The 23,153-nt window shown below is 35.2% G+C and carries 25 protein-coding genes; 19 read left to right on the top strand and 6 right to left on the bottom strand.

Translation table 11 applies throughout. The annotated features are described in order from the left end of the window. Window positions 1-668 precede the first annotated feature (668 nt). Window positions 669-800 carry a sporulation histidine kinase inhibitor Sda gene (gene sda / locus MKX67_RS12635; protein WP_095373130.1) on the bottom strand — a complete coding sequence of 44 codons (132 nt, stop codon included), beginning with the start codon at window positions 798-800 and terminating at the stop codon, window positions 669-671. A 257-nt stretch (window positions 801-1,057) separates the two neighbouring features. Here sda and MKX67_RS12630 point away from each other — a divergent pair, with 257 nt between their 5' ends. The 7 genes from MKX67_RS12630 to MKX67_RS12600 all read left to right on the top strand — a co-directional run bounded on the left by MKX67_RS12630 (window position 1,058) and on the right by MKX67_RS12600 (window position 6,393). Then, window positions 1,058-1,801, top strand: a complete 744-nt coding sequence (locus MKX67_RS12630; RefSeq protein ID WP_340975175.1) for a VOC family protein — start codon at window positions 1,058-1,060, stop codon at window positions 1,799-1,801. Between the two features lie 15 nt (window positions 1,802-1,816). Next, complete coding sequence (locus MKX67_RS12625; RefSeq protein ID WP_095373132.1) at window positions 1,817-2,320, top strand: GNAT family N-acetyltransferase; 504 nt, start codon at window positions 1,817-1,819, stop codon at window positions 2,318-2,320. A gap of 25 nt (window positions 2,321-2,345) precedes the next feature. After that, entirely contained in the window at window positions 2,346-2,816 is a 471-nt protein-coding gene (locus tag MKX67_RS12620; protein WP_328198042.1) for a GNAT family N-acetyltransferase, read from the top strand. 241 nt (window positions 2,817-3,057) lie between these two features. Continuing rightward, the gene (locus MKX67_RS12615) at window positions 3,058-4,701 is read left to right on the top strand and encodes an AMP-binding protein (protein ID WP_322909434.1); all 1,644 of its coding nucleotides are present in this window, start codon (window positions 3,058-3,060) and stop codon (window positions 4,699-4,701) included. Between the two features lie 242 nt (window positions 4,702-4,943). Further along, window positions 4,944-5,813, top strand: a complete 870-nt coding sequence (locus MKX67_RS12610; RefSeq protein ID WP_307313644.1) for a gamma-glutamylcyclotransferase — start codon at window positions 4,944-4,946, stop codon at window positions 5,811-5,813. A 72-nt stretch (window positions 5,814-5,885) separates the two neighbouring features. Further along, a complete protein-coding gene (locus tag MKX67_RS12605) occupies window positions 5,886-6,074 on the top strand; it encodes a hypothetical protein (RefSeq protein WP_095373135.1) in 189 nt (62 codons plus the stop codon). A gap of 115 nt (window positions 6,075-6,189) precedes the next feature. After that, window positions 6,190-6,393, top strand: coding sequence for a DUF6501 family protein (locus MKX67_RS12600; protein ID WP_095373136.1), 204 nt, complete (start codon window positions 6,190-6,192; stop codon window positions 6,391-6,393). A gap of 256 nt (window positions 6,394-6,649) precedes the next feature. On the opposite strand, the gene MKX67_RS12595 is transcribed toward MKX67_RS12600, so the two are convergent. Further along, entirely contained in the window at window positions 6,650-7,192 is a 543-nt protein-coding gene (locus tag MKX67_RS12595; RefSeq protein WP_095373137.1) for a YhcN/YlaJ family sporulation lipoprotein, read from the bottom strand. Between the two features lie 95 nt (window positions 7,193-7,287). Here MKX67_RS12595 and crcB point away from each other — a divergent pair, with 95 nt between their 5' ends. From crcB to MKX67_RS12580, 3 genes are all read left to right on the top strand, one after another. Continuing rightward, window positions 7,288-7,671, top strand: coding sequence for a fluoride efflux transporter CrcB (gene crcB / locus MKX67_RS12590; protein WP_095373138.1), 384 nt, complete (start codon window positions 7,288-7,290; stop codon window positions 7,669-7,671). After that, a complete protein-coding gene (locus MKX67_RS12585) occupies window positions 7,664-8,014 on the top strand; it encodes a CrcB family protein (protein WP_307313648.1) in 351 nt (116 codons plus the stop codon). Before crcB ends, MKX67_RS12585 begins: the two co-directional genes overlap by 8 nt. 103 nt (window positions 8,015-8,117) lie before the next feature. Further along, complete coding sequence (locus MKX67_RS12580; RefSeq protein WP_342488268.1) at window positions 8,118-9,047, top strand: lysylphosphatidylglycerol synthase domain-containing protein; 930 nt, start codon at window positions 8,118-8,120, stop codon at window positions 9,045-9,047. Between the two features lie 321 nt (window positions 9,048-9,368). Here MKX67_RS12580 and MKX67_RS12575 read toward each other — a convergent pair whose 3' ends face one another. After that, entirely contained in the window at window positions 9,369-9,959 is a 591-nt protein-coding gene (locus MKX67_RS12575) for a biotin transporter BioY (RefSeq protein WP_095373139.1), read from the bottom strand. A 95-nt stretch (window positions 9,960-10,054) separates the two neighbouring features. Continuing rightward, window positions 10,055-10,546, bottom strand: a complete 492-nt coding sequence (locus tag MKX67_RS12570) for a DinB family protein (protein WP_307313652.1) — start codon at window positions 10,544-10,546, stop codon at window positions 10,055-10,057. Window positions 10,547-10,703: 157 nt separating this feature from the next. On the opposite strand from MKX67_RS12570, the gene MKX67_RS12565 reads away from it, so the two are divergent. Genes MKX67_RS12565 through nadE form a run of 4 tightly spaced genes read left to right on the top strand, consistent with a single transcriptional unit; the run spans window position 10,704 to window position 14,353 of the window. Beyond that, complete coding sequence (locus MKX67_RS12565) at window positions 10,704-11,459, top strand: NUDIX hydrolase (protein ID WP_095373140.1); 756 nt, start codon at window positions 10,704-10,706, stop codon at window positions 11,457-11,459. A 14-nt stretch (window positions 11,460-11,473) separates the two neighbouring features. Then, window positions 11,474-12,016, top strand: coding sequence for an isochorismatase family cysteine hydrolase (locus MKX67_RS12560; protein WP_307313655.1), 543 nt, complete (start codon window positions 11,474-11,476; stop codon window positions 12,014-12,016). A 22-nt stretch (window positions 12,017-12,038) separates the two neighbouring features. Next, on the top strand, window positions 12,039-13,514 hold the full coding sequence (locus tag MKX67_RS12555; protein ID WP_095373142.1) for a nicotinate phosphoribosyltransferase: 1,476 nt from the start codon (window positions 12,039-12,041) through the stop codon (window positions 13,512-13,514). 17 nt (window positions 13,515-13,531) lie between these two features. Continuing rightward, window positions 13,532-14,353, top strand: a complete 822-nt coding sequence (gene nadE, locus MKX67_RS12550; protein WP_342488267.1) for an ammonia-dependent NAD(+) synthetase — start codon at window positions 13,532-13,534, stop codon at window positions 14,351-14,353. Between the two features lie 348 nt (window positions 14,354-14,701). Here the strand turns inward: nadE and MKX67_RS12545 are convergent, their stop codons facing one another. Further along, entirely contained in the window at window positions 14,702-15,301 is a 600-nt protein-coding gene (locus MKX67_RS12545; protein WP_342488266.1) for an undecaprenyl-diphosphatase, read from the bottom strand. Between the two features lie 419 nt (window positions 15,302-15,720). Here MKX67_RS12545 and MKX67_RS12540 point away from each other — a divergent pair, with 419 nt between their 5' ends. Continuing rightward, window positions 15,721-16,233 carry a CAP domain-containing protein gene (locus tag MKX67_RS12540; RefSeq protein WP_342489274.1) on the top strand — a complete coding sequence of 171 codons (513 nt, stop codon included), beginning with the start codon at window positions 15,721-15,723 and terminating at the stop codon, window positions 16,231-16,233. Between the two features lie 470 nt (window positions 16,234-16,703). Here the strand turns inward: MKX67_RS12540 and MKX67_RS12535 are convergent, their stop codons facing one another. Next, window positions 16,704-17,153 carry a cupredoxin domain-containing protein gene (locus tag MKX67_RS12535; protein WP_342488265.1) on the bottom strand — a complete coding sequence of 150 codons (450 nt, stop codon included), beginning with the start codon at window positions 17,151-17,153 and terminating at the stop codon, window positions 16,704-16,706. A 137-nt stretch (window positions 17,154-17,290) separates the two neighbouring features. Here MKX67_RS12535 and MKX67_RS12530 point away from each other — a divergent pair, with 137 nt between their 5' ends. The 4 genes from MKX67_RS12530 (at window position 17,291) to hutI (ending at window position 23,153) form a co-directional block, all read left to right on the top strand. Next, window positions 17,291-18,745 carry a helix-turn-helix domain-containing protein gene (locus tag MKX67_RS12530; protein ID WP_307313667.1) on the top strand — a complete coding sequence of 485 codons (1,455 nt, stop codon included), beginning with the start codon at window positions 17,291-17,293 and terminating at the stop codon, window positions 18,743-18,745. Window positions 18,746-18,774: 29 nt separating this feature from the next. Further along, window positions 18,775-19,728: a phosphoglycerate dehydrogenase gene (locus tag MKX67_RS12525; RefSeq protein WP_095373149.1), complete on the top strand. Its 954-nt coding sequence runs from the start codon at window positions 18,775-18,777 to the stop codon at window positions 19,726-19,728. Between the two features lie 427 nt (window positions 19,729-20,155). Next, on the top strand, window positions 20,156-21,832 hold the full coding sequence (gene hutU / locus MKX67_RS12520) for a urocanate hydratase (protein ID WP_342488264.1): 1,677 nt from the start codon (window positions 20,156-20,158) through the stop codon (window positions 21,830-21,832). Window positions 21,833-21,854: 22 nt separating this feature from the next. Further along, entirely contained in the window at window positions 21,855-23,153 is a 1,299-nt protein-coding gene (gene hutI, locus MKX67_RS12515) for an imidazolonepropionase (protein WP_342488263.1), read from the top strand.

Here is a 23,153-nt window from a genome sequence, read left to right as displayed (position 1 = left end):
ACTAATACTCAAAAGGGTTTAAAGCGAGGAAGTGAAGCGATTTATTGTTCACTTCCTCGCTTTTTGTTGTAAGTCACCCTTGGTTGAAGCCTTCATCTGAATCTCGAGGGGTATTGTAAAAGGGGAATATCCCTCTATAAGAGAAGAAATCAAAGCTTTGATCCTGTCACAAAAGGAAGAATCACAGCCCTTTAGCAGTAAAACAAGATTGGTGATGGTAACAAATAATATTCACATTTTCCTATATCATTCTTCAACATGCTAATCACACCTTTTATTGTTGCATTTAAAAAAAGATCATGTATTCTTCACTATTAATCATAATTTCAAGCACTATAGGAAATAGTAAGGGATATGCACTTGATAAAAAGATTTTTAGATATGTAAAAATGTTGCGTGAAGGAAACTTTATTGATAAAATGCATATTATGATAGAAAAGCAGGAGTGATTACTATGAGAGGAAGGAAAAATAGGATATTGAAATATTCCGTACTGTTCAAAAAGCTAGGTGTTATTTCTGATATGGACTATAAACAGATACTACAAAATAATGAAATTCAAACCACTAAGGAAATAAAGCAAAGATAATTAAAATGAGATGGATATCTTCCGCGTCACCGAAAGGATAAAAATAAAAAGGCGAGCAAATATTTGCTCGCCTTATGCTTTACTCTTTAAATGGTTTTAATCCCCGTTTTTGAATTTCATCTTTAAGTATCCGAATCCATTCCTTTTCAGAACCTGACTTTAATGCATCACGATACGAGACGACCAACTGTTCATTACTCATTATCTTCATTTGATACATACCTCCTAGGTAAAGGATTGAATATTCTTTTATTTATTGTAAACATTATCCCCTGTTTTGAAAAGGAGAAATGTATAAAAATTTTAATTGTTAAGGAAATGTAAAATGTTTATAAAGGACACACAATTAAATTAAGAAGTAAAAGTTGCGTGAAAAACATTCATAGATAAGTAGAAAAGTTATGGTAAACTAATCTTAGCTAAGGTAAAGTTGGATGAATTTTCTTTTAATGAAAGGGGTATCCTTCAATGCAACTTGATCATATCGTTCATTTTATTAAACGAAACCCGCAAGAGATTATCGATTATTTATCTGTTATGAATATAAAAGCGGTTCAGGGTGGTAGACATGAAAAATGGGGAACATATAATAGTTTATTGTACTTAAACTCATCTTATATAGAATTTTTAGCAATAGAAAATAAAGCGAAGGCTACGCAATCAGATAACCCTTTAGTACAACAAGCTGTGCAGGATTTATCTACATTTGAAGGGTTAGGTCAAGTATGTTTTCGCACAGAAAATATTGAAGCGTTAAAGCAAGAATTGAATGAAAAGGGATATAAAACCTATCCGATCTTTCCTGGAGAACGGATGAGGGCAGATGGGCAAATGATTAGATGGAAGATGCTATTTTTGCAAGCAAAACGAGAAGTGCCTTTTCCTTTTTTTATTCAATGGGAACAAGATGACCATACGAGATATGAAGAATTCAAATCATTAGGTATGATAGATCAACAACTTATCCATACAAAAATAAAGGGCATTAAGTATAATGTAGAGTCACCTGAAGAAACAGCTGCAGAATGGCGTGAGTTGTTTCAAGGAAAACAACAAGGTACAAACGTTATGATTGCAGACGTATCCTTTGAGTTTGCAGCATATAACAAAAAATACGCCAATAAGAACCGTCCCGTTCATATCACATTACAACCTTTTTTGAAGAACGAGGAAACAATACAACTCTTTGGCTCTTCTTATCATTCGTTATAGAAAGAGGGGTGTCATATGCACATATATGAAACGAAACGAATGTCATTCTTTGTATTTAAAAAAGAGTATATTAAGCAAATGAATGAAATTTGGGGCAATCAGGAAGTGATGGCCAGAAGTGGAGGAGCAGTTGCTTCCGTTAAGATTCCTAAAATCGTCAAATGGTATGAAGACTGTCATAAAGAGTACGGCCTATCGGTATATAGTTTAAAAGATAAGAAAAACAATGAAGTTATTGGAGCGGCTGGATTTAATATTGATGCATCAGTAAAACGAATTGAATTAATTGCCCATTTCAGAAAATCGTATTGGCATAAAGGCTATGCGACAGAAGCTATCACAGGTTGTATCAAATTAGCTAAAAGGCATAAAAAAGTAAAATATATTCAAGCCTCATGTGATCCAAAAAACGAAGCATCCATAAGAATTATGGAAAAATTAGGGTTTACGTTATTAGGAAAAGAGTGGTTTGAAGACACTCGCCAAGAAGAACTTGTATATGAGTTGAAATTATTTTAATAACGATAAACTGGAGGAAAATGATATGGAAACTACTACGTTTAATAAAGTAAAAGAATACGAGGCAGTCATCCTCAGTTCTTGGACATATCCATCTCCTTACGATTTTTATAATCACGCTCAAACAGAAGACAGTAAACAAGAGTGGCTAACGGGAAACTACTTTTGTATATATAAACAGGAAGAAATGATTGGTTTTTTTTGTTACGGTGAATCAGCAAGAGTACCGGTGAATAGCAGTCATCTATATATAGATGATTGCATTGATATTGGCATAGGGATGAGACCGGATTTAACAGGAAAGGGATTGGGAAGCAGTTTTTTAACCACGATCCTTATGGAAATAGAAGGGCTCTTCCCAAGCACCCCAATAAGGTTAACAGTGGCTTCCTTTAATCAACGAGCCATCCATCTCTATGAAAAACTCGGTTTTAGAATTCAACACCATTTTCAAAGAAAAAGTACAAACTTTTATATAATGGTAAGAAAAAAATAAAGGAAATTATACGAGAAGGTTCGAATATATAAATATTCGAGCTTTTTTATTTTTATTAGAATAAATCTACATTTGTTTTTAACTGTTGGACATAAAGCACCATCGGAATATGAAAATTTAGAAACTTGGGTTGGTTCATTTTGAAATTAACTTTAAAATGATAAGGACTAAAATAATACATTCAAAATTCGCATAAAAAAATGAAAGCGTTTCAATTTTAATTTTCTGAGGAGGAAAAAAATTGTCTGAATTATTAAATATAACGATTGGCGATTTATTAGAAAAAAGAGCAGAAGAAAATCCTAATCATGAAGCATTAGTCTATGCAGATAGAGGTTTGAGGTACACATATCATAGCTTTAATGAGTATTGTCGTACAGTTGCTAAAGGTTTCATGAAGCTCGGCTTAGAAAAAGGAGAACATGTAGCGATTTGGGCTTCTAATACACCTGAATGGGTAAGTGCTCAGTTTGCAACAGGTAAAATCGGATCTGTGTTAGTAACTGTCAATACGAATTATCAAGCCGCTGAACTTGAATACCTATTACAACAATCTGATGCTACCACTATTATTTTAATGGAAAAATACCGCGACCAATCATATATTGATATTCTCTATAAAATCGCACCAGAATTAAAAACATCGCAGCCGGGCCAGTTAAAATGTAGCAAGCTTCCCTTTTTAAAAAACGTCATCGTGTTAGGAGAGAAGCGCTTTGCTGGCACCTACAGTTGGGAAGATGTTGTAGCTCTTGGTGAAGGATGTAGTGATGAGAGTTTAAATGAGCGTTTGCTTTCACTTCAGCCGGATGATGTGATTAACATGCAGTATACCTCAGGAACAACTGGATTTCCGAAAGGCGTTATGCTCACACATAGTAATGTCGTGAATAACGCATTAAATATTGCCGCTTGTATGAAGCTCACAAAAGATGATCGACTATGTATTCCTGTACCATTCTTCCATTGCTTTGGTTGTGTCATAGGCACCTTGGCTTGTGTGTCAGTTGGAGCAACGATGGTACCTGTACAGGAATTTCAACCTGATACCGTTTTACAAACGGTTGAACAAGAGAAATGTACGGCCCTTCATGGAGTGCCAACAATGTTTATAGCTGAAATCAATAGCAAAAATTTCACAAAATATAATTTACAATCATTGCGAACAGGTGTGATGGCTGGTTCCAATTGTCCGATTGAAGTAATGAAGGCTGTTATTGAAAAAATGGGTATTGAAGAGATTACAATTTGTTATGGCCAAACGGAATCTTCACCAGTTATTACACAAACACGCACTGATGATCCTATTAATTTACGCGTGGAATCAGTTGGTCGAGCATTGCCAGAAGTTGAAGTGAAAATTGTTGAACCTGGGACAGCACATGAAGTGCCAATTGGTACTCAAGGGGAACTATGCACAAAAGGATATCATGTTATGAAAGGTTATTATAACAATCCCGAAGCGACAGAACAAGCTATCGACAAAGAGGGATGGTTGCACACTGGGGATTTAGCTATTATGGATGAGAATGGTTATTGTAAAATAACAGGTCGCCTGAAAGATATGATTATAAGAGGGGGAGAAAACGTATACCCTAGAGAAATTGAAGAATTTCTCTATAGTCATCCAGATATTTTAGATGTTCAAGTTGTAGGTGTTCCTGATGAGATATACGGTGAAGAGGTAATGGCATGGATTATTTTAAGAGACTATGCCAACATTACGGCTGAAGAAGTTAAAGAATATTGTAAAGGCAGAATATCCAAGCATAAAATACCTAAACATATTACTTTTACGAAAGAATATCCAATGACTGCTTCTGGTAAAATACAAAAATTCAAATTAAAGGAACAAGCGATTCAATCCATTACTGCACAGAAATGATGAGTGAAAAGAAGAAATCAAATATAAAAAGTGGAGAGTAAAGAACAAGAGACAAGGCAAATCGTTTGCCTTGTCTCTTATTCACCCAAATGCTTAGCTTTATTGGATATTGGTGATATTTAGTTAAGGTAAAAATATGGTAAAAAATTGTTAATATGGAGGGAATCACTTTCGAATTGTTGAATATTGTAGGAGGAGGAAGAATAAGTATATTACTATAGTGACAATAAAGGAGCGCATTTATGGGTATGGCAACGATTCACCTCTTTGTGTATGGCACATTACGAAAAAATGAGATCCATCATGATTATTTAACTGAAGCTCGTTTAGTGGCCGAACAAGCTTGGATAAATGGAGTCATGTTTGATACGGGTGATGGTTATCCGAGAGTCGAATTATCAGATAAACTAGCTGAAAAAGTATATGGAGAATTATACGTTTTAAGTGCCGAACATTTAGAGGCAATTGATGTTTTAGAAGGGTATGTAAAAGATGACAAGCATTCATTATCTGTAAGAAAAAAAGTACACGTATATACGGATCAGGGAGTGCGACAAGGTTTTATTTATGTTTCCCCCGCTGAAGGTCTACAGCAAGATGCAATTAAAGTTTCAGACTGGAAGGTATACAATCTGCAAATGAATTCCCCAAAGACATTTTACTATTTTGCATATGGGTCTTGTATGGATACTGAAAGATTTATGAAAGCTGGAGTTGGCCATTTTTTTAAAAATGTCGTCGGTATAGGTGTATTAAAAGGCTATCAAATGGGCTATTATTTCTATGCACCTGATGGGAATCGAGCGGACATCATTGAAGGTTCTGGTGAAACAGAAGGTATTGTTTATCAATTACCGATAGAAGCAATAGATTATTTATTCCAAAGAGAAGGAGTCACTGTTGGTCACTATCGACCGACTTTTGTTAATTTGACAATTGAAGGGGAAATATATAAAGATGTGTTAACCTTCCATGTTTATGATAAAAATCCCCAGTCTTCACCACCATCCTTTTATGCGAGGGAGATTTTGCGTGCAGCTGAAGGGAGACTCAGTTATAAATATGTTCAGCATTTAAAAGAAGAGATAAATAAGCTTGGAGTCGTGAATTAAACAAAGAAGTTTACTATAAGCTACTTTGGTGGTATATAACAATGTCACCAAAGATGAAAGAAGGTCGTCTAAATGAAACAATTGACGAAAACATGCTTCTTTGAGATTGTTTATGATAAGCAACATTATCAATACTTGGAAATGATTAGAGTCGATTATATTTGTGATATACTATATATAACATTTAAAGATTTTTTCACAAGTGAAATGTATACTTTTGAAAAGGAAAAAATTTCTTTTTTACAAAAAGTATTTCTATAAAAACACATTTCAAATAAGTATTTACCATCCTAAATAGAAAAAAATCACTATACAGCTTGCAGAACACATTTAATTTTTTTACACTGTATAAGAGAACACATAAGGAGTGGCAAAAATGATTCATCAAACATGGCATGAAAGTGACACGTTAAAAAAGGTAAAATGTGTACATACGAATGCAGCAAAATATATTGTTAATCGTGCTTTAACTGAAGGAAAAATCTATGATGTGAAAAATGAAACAGAAGAGTTTTTCTTCATTGTTGACAACTCTGGTAAAGTTAGTGGTTTTTATAAAGACTATTTTAAAGAAGTTTAAGGCAAAAAGCTGTCAGATTGACTGACAGCTTTTTCGTGTGCAATAAAATAGCTAAGTTCATAATATATGTAAAATGTACCTTTGAGAATTCTTGCAGGTGGTGAAAGAGCTGGGACCATAGAGGAAAGCATTGAACCGAATTTTTATCATTACTTGAATGGATGGGAATAGGTTTTTTTATGATTAATACTTACAAAATCTGTTATGTATAATTAGGACTGATAGGGATATTCCCTACCAGACCATAAATTGACCATTATTCATGATTAGGAAACATTCGTTTCACTGTTTCACTAAATTCATCGAAGAAGCCTTCAATTGGTTTTCCATTGCGAACATCTTTTGCATATGTGTCCACACGGTTGTAGAAATCAGGGTTTACTGATACATAGACATCATCAATGTTCTGGTCAGTTGATTTTACTTGATCAGCGATTTTCTTTTCTAGATCTTGTGTTAATTCATTACCATTCGCTAAGGTTGCTGCCACATAGGCATTGTCGCCAGTAAGTAAAACCCTTGCTCTTTTAACTTCGTCCATTTGTGTAATATTATCTGCTGTTTTATCGGCAAACCTCATTGAATGTTGTGTTCCATCATAATCGACATTACGAGTATGAATATTGTTGTCAATACTTGGTCTATCATTGTTACCATTTCTTTCATATCCAACTTTTGCGGGGTCATGCATATCTGGTGCTCTATAAGCAGTGTCGTTCGTATCTTGTCCATTATTCATGCCACAAGCTGTTAATAGTAGAGAACTTGAAAGAGCAACAGCAATGATTGTACCTTTCATCTTTTAACATCCTTTCTTTTTTTCTTTCACTGTTAGCTTGGCTCATTTAATCGATAGTATGCATAAACAATTTTTTTGAAGCAAGGAGGTAAAGGATGAAGTATCTATATATTGGAATTGGCGGGATGATAGGTGCAAGCATGAGGTTTGCTATCTCAATTGTCATCGGACAGTTTTGGCAGAGTGCATTTCCTTTAGATATTTTGATAATTAATGTGTTTGGTGCCTTTATTCTCGGCTATTTATCGTCCATCACTTTACCGATTGATCCTAATCTTAAACAAGCAATCACTGTAGGGGTAATTGGATCATTTACCACATTATCGACTGTTAGTGCGGATACGGTTTTATTAGTTGAAAATGGATTTATCATTCAAGCTTTTGTATATATCGTATTTAATATCGCACTAGGTTTAGTGATGGCCTATCTTGGTATTGTTTTTGGTAAACGTAAAGAGGTGAGGGGAACAAATGAGTGAAATACTTTATGTGATGATAGGTGGATTTTTTGGTGCAATAGCCCGTTTCTCCTTATCAACGTTGATAAATAGCAAAACCAACTCACTCTTTCCCTATGGAACGGTTATCGTTAATTTACTTGGTTGTTTCTTAATGGGTGTGGTTGTTCACTTTCTACATTGGGAAAATGTATCAGCTTTACTTGTAGTTGGTTTTTTGGGGGCATTTACAACTTTTTCATCTGTTCAGTTGGAGATGGTGGAATTAATTGTGAAGAAACAAAAGATGGCATTTATATATTTTTTTGTTACTTATATAGGCGGTATAGCCCTTTTCATGTTAGGCTTAATAATGTTGCCATAAATCGGTTGTTCATTTATGGACAAGTATTGAATACATATTTAATAGGATCGAAACAAAAGGGGAATGAAAATGGTTGTAAAAGTAGTGAATAAGGTGAATTATCGTGTCAATTTTTTCTAATCAAAAATTAATTCAAATAGTAAAATATGTTATGCCATGTATTATTTTGCTCATTGTAATAATGGAAGCAAATAAATTTTTTAAAGATTTCAACTGGGCTTTACTTGAGCATTATTTGGATGAGCTTTCATTTTGGCGAATTTTTTTCATTATTATTCTAGGATTAATTTGTTTGTCTCCAATGTTTTTTTATGATGTTATTTTAAATCGATTACTGCAGGTTAAAATTCCGATGCAAAAACTGTTAGGGTATTCGTTATCTGCAAATGCTTACTCAAACTTAATTGGGTTTGGCGGGGTAGCCGGCGCAACATTAAGAACGGTTTATTACCGCCCCTACTTAGACAATAATATCCCATATATTAAGGTAATCGCTAAACTGTCATTATTTTATCTTTGTGGTTTATCCATCTTGTCTTGGATTGTATTATTCAATGGATCTGAACTTTTCTCAGAGTTAAGATTAGCTCATCTTGCTATTTGGATTGTTGCGCTTTATACCCCTCTACTACTTTTTGTCTATTTTATTAAAAGAAAACTGCAAAGTTTGCCTATCAAGAGGGAGTTTATAACGGAACTATTAATGATCTCTGTGTTTGAATGGATATTTGTCGTTATTTGTATTTGGGGTATTTTAAATATAGTCGGTGTCAATTTTTCTTTATTTTCTGTTTTCCCAATTGTCATTGTAGCTGCTTGTGCTGGCATAATAAGTATGTTACCGGGGGGAATTGGTTCGTTTGATTTAGTTATTCTAATCGGTTTTGAATCTCACGGAATACCTGCAGAATTAACATTTATGGTTTTAATGTTTTATCGCCTTAGCTATTACTTTATTCCTGCGGTAGTTGGTACACCGGTTGTTTTGACTACTATTTGTGGACGTTTAAAAACAAAAAATTTTTTCAGCTAAGGATGAAATAATAAAAAATCGACTATTTAGATTTAAACTGCATGCATACTGGAATGTGGGCAAATATATAAAGTTGGTTAGACTAGAGATAAGAGGGCTTAAAAAGGGCGGTGTTAATCAATCATATTAAATGTGATTGTGGAGATAGAAAAAAATCAAAGAGAAAGTAGTAAGTTTAGGAGTGAGAAATGGACTAAGACCAGTGTCGATTTAAATCCAATGTATATATAGAGGGAATGTAAGATTATAATATTGAAAAGTAAAATGCGCACACAATTTAGATGTATGCGCATTCGTTCACTTTTTAAAAAGATAATATCATTAAGAGGCTCTTTTATCGACTACCTTAGTTGATAATTGATTCGTAAAAAGTAATCGAGCACTAATGAGTCGTTTTCTAACTAGCAATCCAATCCATGCTGCCATCAACGCTTTAATAAAACCACCGATAATAAATGGAGCGAACCCTGACAGAAATGCTGCGGTCCAACTTAAGTCAGCCATCCACTTTAACCACGCCGTTCCAATAATTAACGTAATAAACATACCTATGATATTTGCTGTAAGCGCATGTGCAAATGTGAATTTTGTTTTCTCAAGGTATTTAGCCATAATCCATACTACTGGTATATAGCTAATTAAATAGCCACCAGTCGGTCCGACAATAACTGAGAAACCTGCAGAAAACTCTGCAAAAACGGGCACGCCAGCACATCCTAGGGCTAAATATAAGAGTACGGAAAAAGTGCCATATTTCGACCCTAAAATGACGGCTGCTAATCCAATGGCTAATGTTTGTCCAGTAATTGGGACAAGTGGCAAAGGGATAATTAATTGTGCCATAATCCCAATAATAGCTGCGAATAATGCTGTCGTAAGGAGCGATCTTAATCGTAATTGTTCTTTCGTCAATTCTTTCACCTCATTTATAATGTTAACCTTATGTATAATATAGTTTACATTATAATTTGGAGGGTTTTTTATGTCAACTATGTTTTATTTTTGGTTTACTTATTTTTCGTGCTTTTATATATTCTTTTAATTGTTTCTAAATGCATCCCTTCATGAAAGGTAGAAAAAAGGATACATTCGCCAACTGTTTGAAAAGTAATCCCCATTTTATTGGTGAATGGGGTTGGCAAGGTTTTAGTAAATTTGTTTTTGGTAACGGAAATGACTCTCTCTGTCTGTTCTTGTAATACACCTTTGATTTCTAAAATAGATGGCGGATTCCCTTGCCAAAGATGTGGTGCAGTACCTGCAGCAAAAAATGTTTCATACTCACTTCCAATCCCCATTCGCTCTCCTGTTAGTTCAAATACAAGTCTCTCCTGTATATAAGCGATATGACCGAAATTCCAGTGAATATTATTATTAAATCCTTTTGGTACAGTCGAAATGAATGCTGGATTTATTTTATCAAGTGATTGGATTGTTAATAAACGTACTGTTTGTATATGATTCGAGACATTTTCAATCATGGTTTCTTTCCTTTCCAAAAAAAGTATTATTCCTCCTCTCATATATTCTTTAGGAAAAAAGAAAACTCCTGCAATCAAATAAATCATTAGAGTTGAAGTTTCTTTAAAGTAGGGTAAAATATAATTAACAATTATCAAGTTGTTAATTAATTCATGGTGGTGGGGCAATTACCTTATGACTAAAAAATATCGAACACCAGATGGCTATACAGCAGATATTGCTGTTTTTACCATCGTAACAGAAGAATCTAAACCATTTACTCCACCCGATATGAGCTTAAACCTTTTGTTAATTGAAAGAGCTAAGTGGAATACAGAAGGGGAGTTAAACACAGAGGGAGGGAAATGGGCGCTGCCAGGCGGCTTTGTTGGCGTTCATGAAAACGCCTTACAAGCAGCTGTTAGGGAATTAAAAGAGGAAACTGGGATTGATTGTGTGCATATGAAGCATTTTGGTATATACGATGAACCCGGTCGTGATAATAGAGGTTGGATCATATCCAATGCGCATTATGCAATTATCTCTGAGGAAGACTTAAGGGAAATGAATGCAAATGATGACGCATCTGCCGTTAAATTAGTGAATATTCATGATGTCCTGCAATTAGAACTTGCATTTGATCACCGACAGATTATTTGTGATGCATTGAGCGTAATAAAAAGAGAGCTGTTACAAACAACAGCTGCAAAAAATTTATTACAAGATGAATTTACATATTCAGAATTACAAGCCGTATTATCAACAGTTACAAAAGATCCCGCTATACTAAATGAGCAAGCATTTGCTAGAAAAATTAAATCCCTTCCTTTTATAGAAAAGGTTGAGGGTAAAACCACGCAAAGAACGTCAAAAAAAGCAACGCAATTATATAGGTTTAATGAAGTCGAAGTAGTGAAACCTATATATACAGGTCGATACCAAGAAAGATAACGGGGGAGATACTAGTGGCAAGGGCTTTGATTAATATCGATTATACCAATGATTTTGTTAACGGAGCATTACCTTGTGGGGAACCGGCAATTGCTATTGAAGATGAAATTGTACGAATAACAGCTGATTTTATCAAAAATGGTGATTTAACGATCTTGGCTATCGATAGACACGAAAAAAATGATCATTTTCATCCTGAAACAAGGCTATACCCGCCTCATAATATAAACGGCACAGTAGGTAGAGAGCTATATGGTAATTTAAAACAAGTTTATGAGGAAAATAAGGGTTTAGAGCATGTAAAGTGGTTAGATAAAACAAGGTACAGTGCATTCTGCGGGACGAATTTAGAACTTTTACTAAGAGAACGAAACATTAACGAATTGCATTTAGTTGGCGTTTGTACAGATATATGTGTGTTACACACTGCTGTAGATGCCTATAACAAAGGGTTTTCAATTGTTGTCTATGAAAGAGCTACAGCAAGTTTTAACGAAATAGGTCATAAATGGGCACTCGAACATTTTAGTGGTTCTCTGAATGCAATAGTTAAATAACGAAAAAGGGGTATAAAATAGTATGAACAAGCCATATCCAGATGACAGCATGGCATTACACACAGACTTATATCAAATTAATATGGCACAAACCTATTGGCAAGATGGTATCCATGATAGAAAAGCGGTTTTTGATATTTATTTTAGGAAACTACCTTTTGGGAATGGCTATGGCGTGTTCGCTGGTCTTGAGCGCATCATTGATTACCTGCAAGGGTTCGAATTTTCTAAAAGTGATATTGCTTATTTGCGAGATGAATTACACTATCCAGAAGCGTTTCTTGATTATTTAGCGGATTTGCGTTTTACAGGTAATATTCGTTCAATGATTGAAGGAGAGCTTGTTTTTGCCAACGAACCAATTGTACGAATTGAAGCACCGCTTGCTCAAGCGCAATTAATAGAAACAGCATTATTAAATATCATCAACTTCCAAACATTAATTGCTACGAAAGCTGCACGGATTATGGAAGTGTTAGATGATGGTGTGGCAATGGAGTTCGGTTCCCGAAGAGCCCAAGAAATGGATGCCGGTGTTTGGGGAGCAAGGGCAGCTGTAATTGGCGGGTTTGGGGCTACGTCAAATACGCGTGCTGGTAAAATGTTTAATATCCCAGTAGCTGGGACACATGCTCACTCACTTGTACAAGCATATAAAAATGAATATATCGCTTTTCATAAATATGCACAAACACATAAAGATTGTACCTTCCTTGTTGATACATACGATACGCTTCGTTCTGGTGTACCAACGGCTATTAAGGTAGCAAAAGAGTTAGGTGATCGTATTAATTTTGTCGGTATTCGAATTGATAGCGGGGACTTAGCTTATTTATCTAAAGAAGCTAGAAAAATGTTAGATGAAGCTGGATTTACTAACACAAAAATTGTTGCTTCTAACGATTTAGATGAATATACAATTATGAATCTTAAAGCACAAGGTGCCAAAATTGATTCTTGGGGTATTGGGACAAAGTTGATTACAGGTTATGACCAACCTGCACTGGGTGCTGTGTATAAAATGGTGTCTATAGAAAATGAAGCTGGGGAAATGGAAGATACAATTAAAATTAGTGGGAATCCAGAAAAAGTAACAACCCCAGGTTTGAAACGTGTTTATCGAATTATAAATAGGGAAAATCACAAATCAGAGGGTGATTATATCGCGCTTGAGAGTGAAAATCCTAAAGAAGAAGAACGTTTAAAAATGTTCCACCCTGTCCACACCTATATTAGTAAGTTTGTCACCAATTTCGAAGCGAAAGACTTACATCAGGACATTTTTAGTGATGGAAAATTAGTTTATGAAAAGCCTAGTCTTCAAGAGATACAAGGATATGTGAAAGAAAACCTATCTCTATTATGGCATGAGTATAGAAGGTCATTAAATCCGGAAGAATATCCTGTAGATTTAAGTCCAAATTGCTGGAATAACAAAATAGAACTGATTGATTCAATAAAGAAAAAAATTAAAGATAGCCTAAATGCTAAAGCTTGATGAAAGGATGAGGAATGATGTCCATACAAGAAAAGATTCGCGCTGCTTTAAATGTCAAATCATTGATTGATCCGAAAGAAGAGATCATTGAACGAATCAATTTTTTAAAAAATTATGTCAAGCAGGCTCGTGCAAAAGGATTTGTATTGGGTATAAGTGGTGGTCAAGATTCTTCACTAGCCGGACGATTAGCACAGATAGCAGTAGAAGAATTACGGGCGGAAGGATATGAAGCCAAGTTCGTAGCGATTCGATTACCATACGGAGAACAGCATGATGAAGATGACGCGCAAAAAGCATTGCGATTTATTCAACCGGATGAAACATATGTTTATAATGTGAAATCACCAGTCGATGAGATTCAAAAAGTATATAATGAAGTGGCCGATATTGCTGAGCTAAAAGATTTCCATAAAGGGAATGTGAAAGCAAGAACACGTATGATTGCCCAATATATTTTCGGTGGAGAAATGGGTCTTTTAGTAATTGGTACGGACCACGCTGCAGAAGCAGTTACAGGATTTTATACAAAGTACGGTGATGGAGGAGCAGACTTATTGCCACTAGCAGGCTTATCTAAGCGACAAGGTAAAGCTCTATTAAAAGAACTAGGTGCAGAAGAGAGCATCTATATGAAAGTACCGACAGCAGATTTACTTGATCAAACACCAGGACAAGCTGATGAGACAGAACTAGGAATTACTTATGATGAGCTTGATGACTATTTAGAAGGAAAAGAAGTCAGTGCGGAAGCTGCAAAGAAAATTGAGCAAAGGTATATCATAACGGAACATAAAAGACAAATGCCAGCATCTATGCATGACGATTGGTGGAAATAATCTTGTAGGCAGACTGCTAGTTGGCAGTCTGTTTTTTTAACAGGTAAGTGTAATTAACCAACATGATTAGGGGGATAACCAATCTACTGAATTTAAAAGCTAATAAACAACTAAATAAGTAGACAGTGTTAACATATCACGAAGATAAAACGAAGGTAAAAGTCGGGCCAAAACGGTTTGCGTTACTTCAAATAGAAAACCTGAATGAATACCGAGTATAAGTCGTTTTCACCGAATCATTGTGCATTTTCGCTAAATTATTGAGCAAATGCTACATAATCTCCCCTTATTTTTGTTCAATAACAGAAAGGAAAAAAAGAATGGATCTAAAAAAGATCCATCCCGCTTCTATCGATTTAAATGTCTACCTTTATTTTTTCTTGGCCATACTTTTTCTTCTATTTTTTCGTATACTTCTAAAAGTGTCGTGAACAATTGCATTCTACCTATAAGGTTATACATGATAATCGCACAAATGATGGCAATGAGTGCCCCTGTTATCACATCAAATGGATAATGAACACCAACCCATATTCGTGAAATCCCTACTAATACAGCAAGAATGGGCCACAATACATTTTTCTTATTAAATAACCAAAAGACGATACAAAATGAAAAGAATAATATCGTATGATCACTTGGAAAAGAATTATTTGCCGCTTTATCTATAAGCTGATTGACATTATCCAATTCAACAAAAGGTTGGTAGTTAAAGTGAAGTTTGCTAACAACGAACTTACCAATAATTTCAGCTAAAATAAATGTGAATCCTGCCGTCATCACCATATAGCGATGTTTTATTTTACGTGTAAACCAATACATCAAAGTTATTAAGGCTAATAATATTACGGTATATTCGGCAATAAAAACAATTATTGGGTTCAAATCTGGATATTCAAAGCCTAGGTCATTTATTCCTCTAAATAAACTAATATTGATTTCGTTCATCTCTCAATACCTTTCTATTCTATCAGTTTCTAGTGTCATTACTCCATTATAATCATTTTTCCTATTGCTGTCATCTGATTCTAACAAGTAACTAACATTATCATAAGAATAGACGAGAATAAAGGCAAATTCCCTACACTATTGTTCAATAAAATTTTTAATGACGTAAAAAGTAAATTCAGAGCAGATTTCAAATTTATAGGTAATGATTTTTCCTGCATTACCTTTCATTTACTATCTAAGCTTCTTTTACCCAATGTAGGCAACAATTACCGCTATAATAGTTTAATAGATTTTGGTTTAATATGAAAAAAATAACTAAATACTTATCATTATTTTTGTTAACTGTTACTCTTGTCTTTGGAATGAAAAATATAGCAAGTGCTCAAACCATACATACAGTGCAATCCGGAGATACAATGTGGAAAATAGCGGTGAAGTATCAAGTAGGGGTGCAAGAGATTATTCAAGCTAATAAACAAATTGGGAATCCCAACCTAATTTACCCTGGTCAAACAGTTCAAATTCCATCCACTGCTCAAGCAACAATATCAATGGAATCTCAAGTCGTTCAGCTTGTAAACGAAGAGCGCGCTAAAGTGGGTTTAAAACCATTAAAAGAAAATTGGGAGCTCGCGCGAGTGGCACGCTTTAAATCTCAAGACATGATCGATCATCGTTACTTTAGTCATCAATCTCCTACATATGGCACTCCTTTTCAAATGATAAAAGATTTTGGTCTAACATACAATGCAGCAGGGGAAAACATTGCAGCTGGCCAAACAAGTGCACAAGCTGTTGTAACAGCATGGATGAATAGCGATGGACACCGTAAAAATATCTTATCTAGTCAGTTCACTGAGATTGGTGTTGGCTATGTTAAAGGTGGTTCTCACGGTCATTATTGGACACAAATGTTTATTTCAAAATAATAATATAGAAGGAAATTCTACTGTCGTACGAGTTACGGCAGTTTTTTTATGAAGCATATTGCGATTACCGAATTGTGTTTTTTAAGGTTATGTTTTAGCGCTCTTTAACTAGTTTACTGTATTGAATTTATTATCGAATAAATTCTTGAAAACAGAATACTGGTAAAAATAATAAAGGCTATGTATCTCTTTTGCAGGTTTGATAAGTTCGTTGGAGAAGAAACCCAATCATAGATACGATAGCACCAAAAAGAAAAACCATATCTTTAGACACCTTTGTCCCTCCTGAAAATTAAATTATAAGAAAATAGAATCGTTGTTTATGATTTTTGATTTTTCCAAGCGATATTCTCTGGATACATAAAGGAGATTATAATAGGAAAACGAACAAATCAAAAGTATATTCAATTTGTTCGCTTCATTATTCATTGGCTATTGTCTATGTTGAATATTCTTAGAGAAAATGATAATTATTGTACAACAATGTAAGCAATCATTTTTCCGTGATCTTCCTCTTGGGAATGGTTATGGCAGATGAGTTGATAGGTACCTTTTTCGTCAAATTGGAGGGGGACTTTAGTTTCTTCTCCTTTTTGAACCACACCTTTAATATCAGTTCCCTCTATATAAAAGTAATGTTCCTTACCCATCACACCTAGTATGTTTAAATTGACCTTTTCTCCGACCTCTAAAAATACAGTTCCTGGATCCCAGCGATAGACTTCCATTTCTTCCCCATTTTCCATTGTTGTTTTATATTCCGTTGTTACCATTTCAATCTCCCTTGTCGTTTCTGTCGTATTCCCAAACACCGCTAAACTCCCATTTTTTGATATAAGCCATACCGAAGCAGATGCAATAAGGGCAATTAATAATAAAACAGTGATTATCGTTTGCTTTGTAATAATTAGAAACTTCATTCTATCTCTCCTCATTATTAGGTTGTACTTCATATGTATGCAGGTTGAACAGCAGAACTTGTCTCATTTTTATCTTTTTTTTCAAAATTGTTTACTTTTGCATTTTAAGCTAACATAATAAAAAGGAGATGATTTTAATGTATAAAATTTTGATTGCTGATCGAGATAACGTCGATGCAGAGGGATTAAAATGGTTAATTAAAACCGTATATCCTACTTGGCAAATTGAAATAAGATCATCTACAAATGCAGTATTTACAACCTTGGAAAAACAAAGTCCGGATCTCTTATTGTTGGAAATGGAAATGTTCGATTCAGTGGGATATAAGAAATTAAAACAGCTTGTGCCTATCTTAAACATAAAAATTTTAGCAATGACGATTGAACCTACTTTTGATCAAGCAAAGAAAGCCATTGAAATAGGAGTGAGTGATTTATTAGTAAAACCTGTGTCACCAGAGGATGTGCTTCGATCACTTCAGATTCTTTATCGTATGCATAGCAAAAGCCTGAACCATGCGCAAATAGCAGAAGACAATACTGAAGATAGAACCTTACTGCAAAAAAATCAAGCCCATCATGTAAAGGTCATAGGAATGAGAACTATTCATCCAAATGAAATATTTAAGTTATATACATATGTAATGGGTCATTCATGGGCAAATGTCAAAAAAGTATTTCTTTTACCTGAGATGATTTTGTGCCTTGTAGAGGAGAATGACCAAGATCTTTTAAGAAAATGCCATACCTTTATTCGTGGATGGGAAAAAGAATCAAATGAAGCGATTATTTTAGCCGAAGGAAATACAAATGATACAGGTCTACTGCAATCACAGTACGGTAAGATTAAGCAACGAATGGAGCTTTCTTTTTACACTGGTCTAAATAAGCTTATTCCATGGTCAGCAAACGAATGGGTGAGTATTGACCCTTTTTTAACACCAAAAGAGCAGGAGTTTTGGATTGATTATTTACGGCGAGGGGATATAAAAGCAATCAAAACATGGCTATATGAGCAATTTTTAAGTCTAACTTCGCCTTACCCTGATCCAGCTATTATTAGAATTAGGTTAACGAGTATTTTGGCACAAATTAGACGATACATGATTTCAAGGCATTTAATTGATAAAGAAAAGGAAGAAAAATATCAAGCGTTATTCCAAACGATTCTATACTCACCACTTATTTATCGAGTAATAGAAGAAATGATCAAGCTGATAGCTAGTTTAATAGATACAGACATGCAAATAGACTCGAAGTCCGAGAAGTTAGCCAAGCAAATATATCATTATCTAGAAGAACATTATCATGAGAAAGAGATAAGCTTAGATATGATTGCTGCCAAATTTAATCGTAATACAAGCTATATTAGCTCCTTATTAACGAAGTATTATAAGCAATCCTTTAGAGAGATTGTTACGATGCGTCGTATAAAAAAGGCGACCCAGCAATTGACGGAAACAAATCTTCCTATTAAAATAATTGCGAAAGAATGTGGTTATCGTAATCAACAATATTTTAATAAAGTATTTAATCAAATCATGAAGTGCTCTCCAAGTACTTTTCGTGCAAACACCAGTCGTACGTACTAACAAAAATGAACATAAAGGTGAAGATGAAAATGAAAGTTTTATATTTAATTAGAGATCCCTTTATCGAGGAATATCCGACAATCATAGAAGAAGCGAAGCAGTTAAATGCAGAAGTGAAGTTCGTTCATAGTGATAGTGGACTTACAAAATCACAGTTATTAAAAGAAGTCGAAGATGTTGATATCATCGTCGTTGCTATTGTGAAAATTGATCAAGAAGTCATTGACCATGCCCCCAATTTAAAGTACATTATTAAATTCGGAGCAGGGTACGATAACATCGATGTGAACTATGCTGAGAAAAAAGGGATTGTTGTTACAAATGCACCAGGGGAAAATGCACATTCCGCAGCAGATCTTGGCTTTTCGTTATTATTGTCAATTTCAAGACAAATTGCGCAAAAAGATCATGAGATGAAAAATGGTAAATGGCAGCTCTCTATGGGGAACGAAGTTTACGGGAAAAAGTTAGGGATTATTGGTTTCGGTGCAATCGGACAAGCAATTGCTAAAAGAGCAAGTGGTTTTGATATGTCAGTCATTGCTTTCGGCCATTACCGAAACGAGGAAAAAGCGAAAGAGCTGAATGTTACCTTTACTGAACTTGACGATTTACTATCAACTGCCGACTACATTATTCTCTCTACGTCGTTATCTGAGAAAAATCGCCATCTAATAAATGAAAAAACGTTAGCAAAAATGAAGCCGAGTGCGTTTCTTATTAATATCTCACGCGGCGGATTAGTCAATGAAGTGGACCTGCTTGCAGCATTAAAAAATCATGTGATTAAAGGTGCTGCATTAGATGTTTTTGAAAAAGAGCCTTCTATTACGGAGTTGTCAAAACAAGCAAATGTGATAGCAACTCCTCATATAGGTGGGGCTACTTTTGAAGCAGTCCAAAGAATTAACCAGCTGACGCTTAAAAATATACAACGATTTATTAATGACGAACAGCTAGAACATCTCGTCTCGAAATCATAAACAAAACTCAATCTGAACAATCATTCAATTTTTCCTTAAAACCTAGAATGATTGTTTGGATTTTTTTGTTTTGGCCGATTAATCAATCCATGGAAAGTCTCATTAAACATATTGTCGAGTCTGGCATGAAGAGAGCAGAATCAACATTAATTAAAAGAGGCAATTCTACCGTGAAAGAAACGGAATTGGTTCAGATCAAAAAAGAATTAGATGGTTTATAAATAGAAGAATAATAAAAATAGAACGGCAGAATTAAAATGGTTTAGTTATATAATCTTTATATTTTTATATAAATCAAATAAATGAATAAATAACTATATAAATCAAAGTAACAAATCACAAAAAAATATAAATAATCCAATATTAATAGACGGTTTATTCTGAAAATTCTAAGTTAAAATAAACTTATGAATGAGTTGGAGGGATAATGATGGAAAAAGTGAAGAGAGAAATTATTAATTATACAGGTAGTGAACTTCATTCAAAAGGTTGGATTCAAGAGGCTGCTATTCGTATGTTAAGAAATAATTTAAATAAAGAAGTCGCAGAAAAGCCTGATGAATTAATTGTATATGGCGGGATTGGTAAAGCGGCTCGAAATTGGGAGAGCTACGATAGTTTGATGGAAACTCTTCACCAGCTTGAAAATGACGAAACATTGCTTGTGCAATCAGGGAAACCTGTTGCGGTTTTTAAAACACATGAAGATGCACCCAAAGTATTAATTGCCAATTCTAACATTGTTCCTGCATGGGCAAATTGGGATCACTTTCATGAACTAGACAAAAAAGGTTTAATAATGTACGGCCAAATGACTGCAGGTAGTTGGATATATATTGGCAGCCAAGGAATTGTGCAAGGAACGTATGAAACATTTTCAGAACTGGCAAAGCAACATTTTAATGGTTCTTTAAAGCAAACGATTACACTTACATCGGGCCTTGGGGGTATGGGAGGGGCGCAGCCATTAGCAGTGACAATGGCTGGGGGTGTTTGTATTGCAATAGATAAAGATGAGACGAGAATAGACCGAAGATTAGAAACAAAATATTTGGATAAAAAAGTTTACGATATGAAAGAAGCGATTGTGCTTGCACAGGAAGCAAAAGCAGAGGGAAAGTCACTGTCAATTGGCTTGCTTGGAAATGCAGCTGAAATCCTCCCTCAAATGTTGGACGACGGTTTCATCCCTGATATATTAACAGATCAAACATCCGCGCATGATCCGTTAAATGGTTATATTCCAATTGCTTATTCAATGGAAGAAGCAGCCAAGTTAAGAATTGAAAATCCACAAGATTATGTTCAAAAAGCTAAGAAGTCAATTGCCATTCATGTGGCTGCTATGCTTGAAATGCAGAATAAAGGTGCGATTACATTTGATTACGGTAACAATATTCGTCAAGTCGCGCATGATGAAGGTGTGGAAGATGCTTTTGCCTTTCCAGGATTCGTCCCTGCTTATATTCGTCCACAATTTTGTGAGGGGAAAGGCCCTTTTAGATGGGTAGCACTTTCGGGAGATCCAGAGGATATTTATAAAACAGATGAAGTCATCTTAAGAGAGTTTGCAGATAATAAGCATTTATGTAACTGGATTAAAATGGCTAGAGAAAAAATTCAATTTCAAGGGTTACCTTCAAGAATTTGTTGGTTAGGTTATGGCGAAAGAGCAAGGTTTGGAAAAATAATTAATGATATGGTTGCATCTGGTGAATTAAAAGCACCAATCGTAATTGGGCGAGATCATCTTGACTCAGGCTCTGTTGCCTCACCTAATAGGGAAACAGAGGCCATGAAGGACGGCAGTGATGCAGTAGCAGATTGGCCAATTTTGAATGCTTTAATTAATAGTGTTGGTGGTGCTAGTTGGGTGTCAGTACATCATGGCGGTGGAGTAGGTATGGGCTATTCCTTACACGCTGGCATGGTGATAGTTGCTGATGGAACGGAACAAGCAGAGAAGAGATTACAGCGAGTGCTAACAACAGATCCTGGTATGGGTGTAGTTCGGCATGCTGATGCTGGTTATGATCTTGCGAAACAAACGGCCATAGATAAAGGCATTCATATACCAATGTTGAAGAGGGGTACCGAAAAATAATCAATAGAGGAGAGGTGAGGTAATGAGCTCAACTTATTTGTTTATAAAGCATGCGAATGAACTACTTACATTAAAGGGACATTCACAACAACCAGCAGTTAAAGCAGCAATGAATCAATTACACGTCATTAATGATGGGGCGATACTAATGAAAGATGAACAAATAGTCGCCATCGGTGAAACAGATGAATTGCTCAGCCAATTTCATCAGGAAATAAATTTAGCAGAGATAATTGATGCGAGTGGTAAAGTGGTCATGCCTGGATTAGTGGACCCACATACACATTTAGTTTATGCAGGGAGCCGTGAAGAAGAATTTAATATGAGGTTAAATGGTGCCACCTATATGGAAATCATGAACAACGGAGGTGGCATTCATGCCACCACAACTAAAACGAGAGCAGCGACAATAGATGAATTAAAGGAGGAGAGTATAAAACGGTTAGATCGCTTTTTAATACACGGTGTAACAACGATTGAAGCAAAAAGTGGCTACGGCCTTGACTGGGAAACTGAGTATAAGCAATTGTTTGTAGCTAAAGAACTCAATCATCTTCATGCAATCGATATTGTCAGCACCTTTATGGGCGCACATGCCATACCTGTAGAATACAAGGAGCGTCCAGATGTTTTTATTGATCTAATCATCGATGAGATGCTCCCGCTTGTGGTAGAGGAAGAGTTAGCTGTTTTTAATGATGTATTTTGTGAACGAGGAGTGTTTACGCCTGAACAATCGAAGAGGTTACTGTTAGCTGGTAAAAATCTTGGATTAATACCAAAAATTCATGCAGATGAAATTGAACCGTATGGTGGAGCAGAATTAGCAGCAGCAGTAGGTGCCATATCAGCTGACCATTTATTGAAAGCATCAGATGAAGGGATTAAAAAAATGGCGGAAGCAGGTGTCATTGCTGTTCTTCTTCCTGGTACAGCCTTTTTCTTAATGGAAGCAGCAGCAAATGGTCGTAAAATGATTGATGAAGGAGTAGCAGTTGCTTTGTCTACAGATTGTAATCCTGGTTCCTCACCAACAGCTTCATTACCTTTTATGATGATTCTCGCTTGTATGCATATGGGCTTAACGCCTGCTGAAGCGATTTACGCGGCAACAATCAATGCTGCCCATGCGATTGGGAAGGGCCATGAGATTGGCAGTCTGGAAGAAGGGAAAAAGGCAGATGTTCTTATACTTGATGTACCTAATTATATGCAAACGCAATATTTATATGGAATGAACCATACGCATTCGGTAATTAAAGCTGGAAGAATAGTTATTGACAATGGTGCCCTAGTAACAAACAAGCTTAAAAGTCACTAA

The organism is Cytobacillus sp. FSL W7-1323, from assembly GCF_038595015.1.
Taxonomy (GTDB): Bacteria; Bacillota; Bacilli; order Bacillales; family Cytobacillaceae; genus Cytobacillus; species Cytobacillus kochii.
This window is presented reverse-complemented; position numbering and strand designations above follow the sequence as displayed.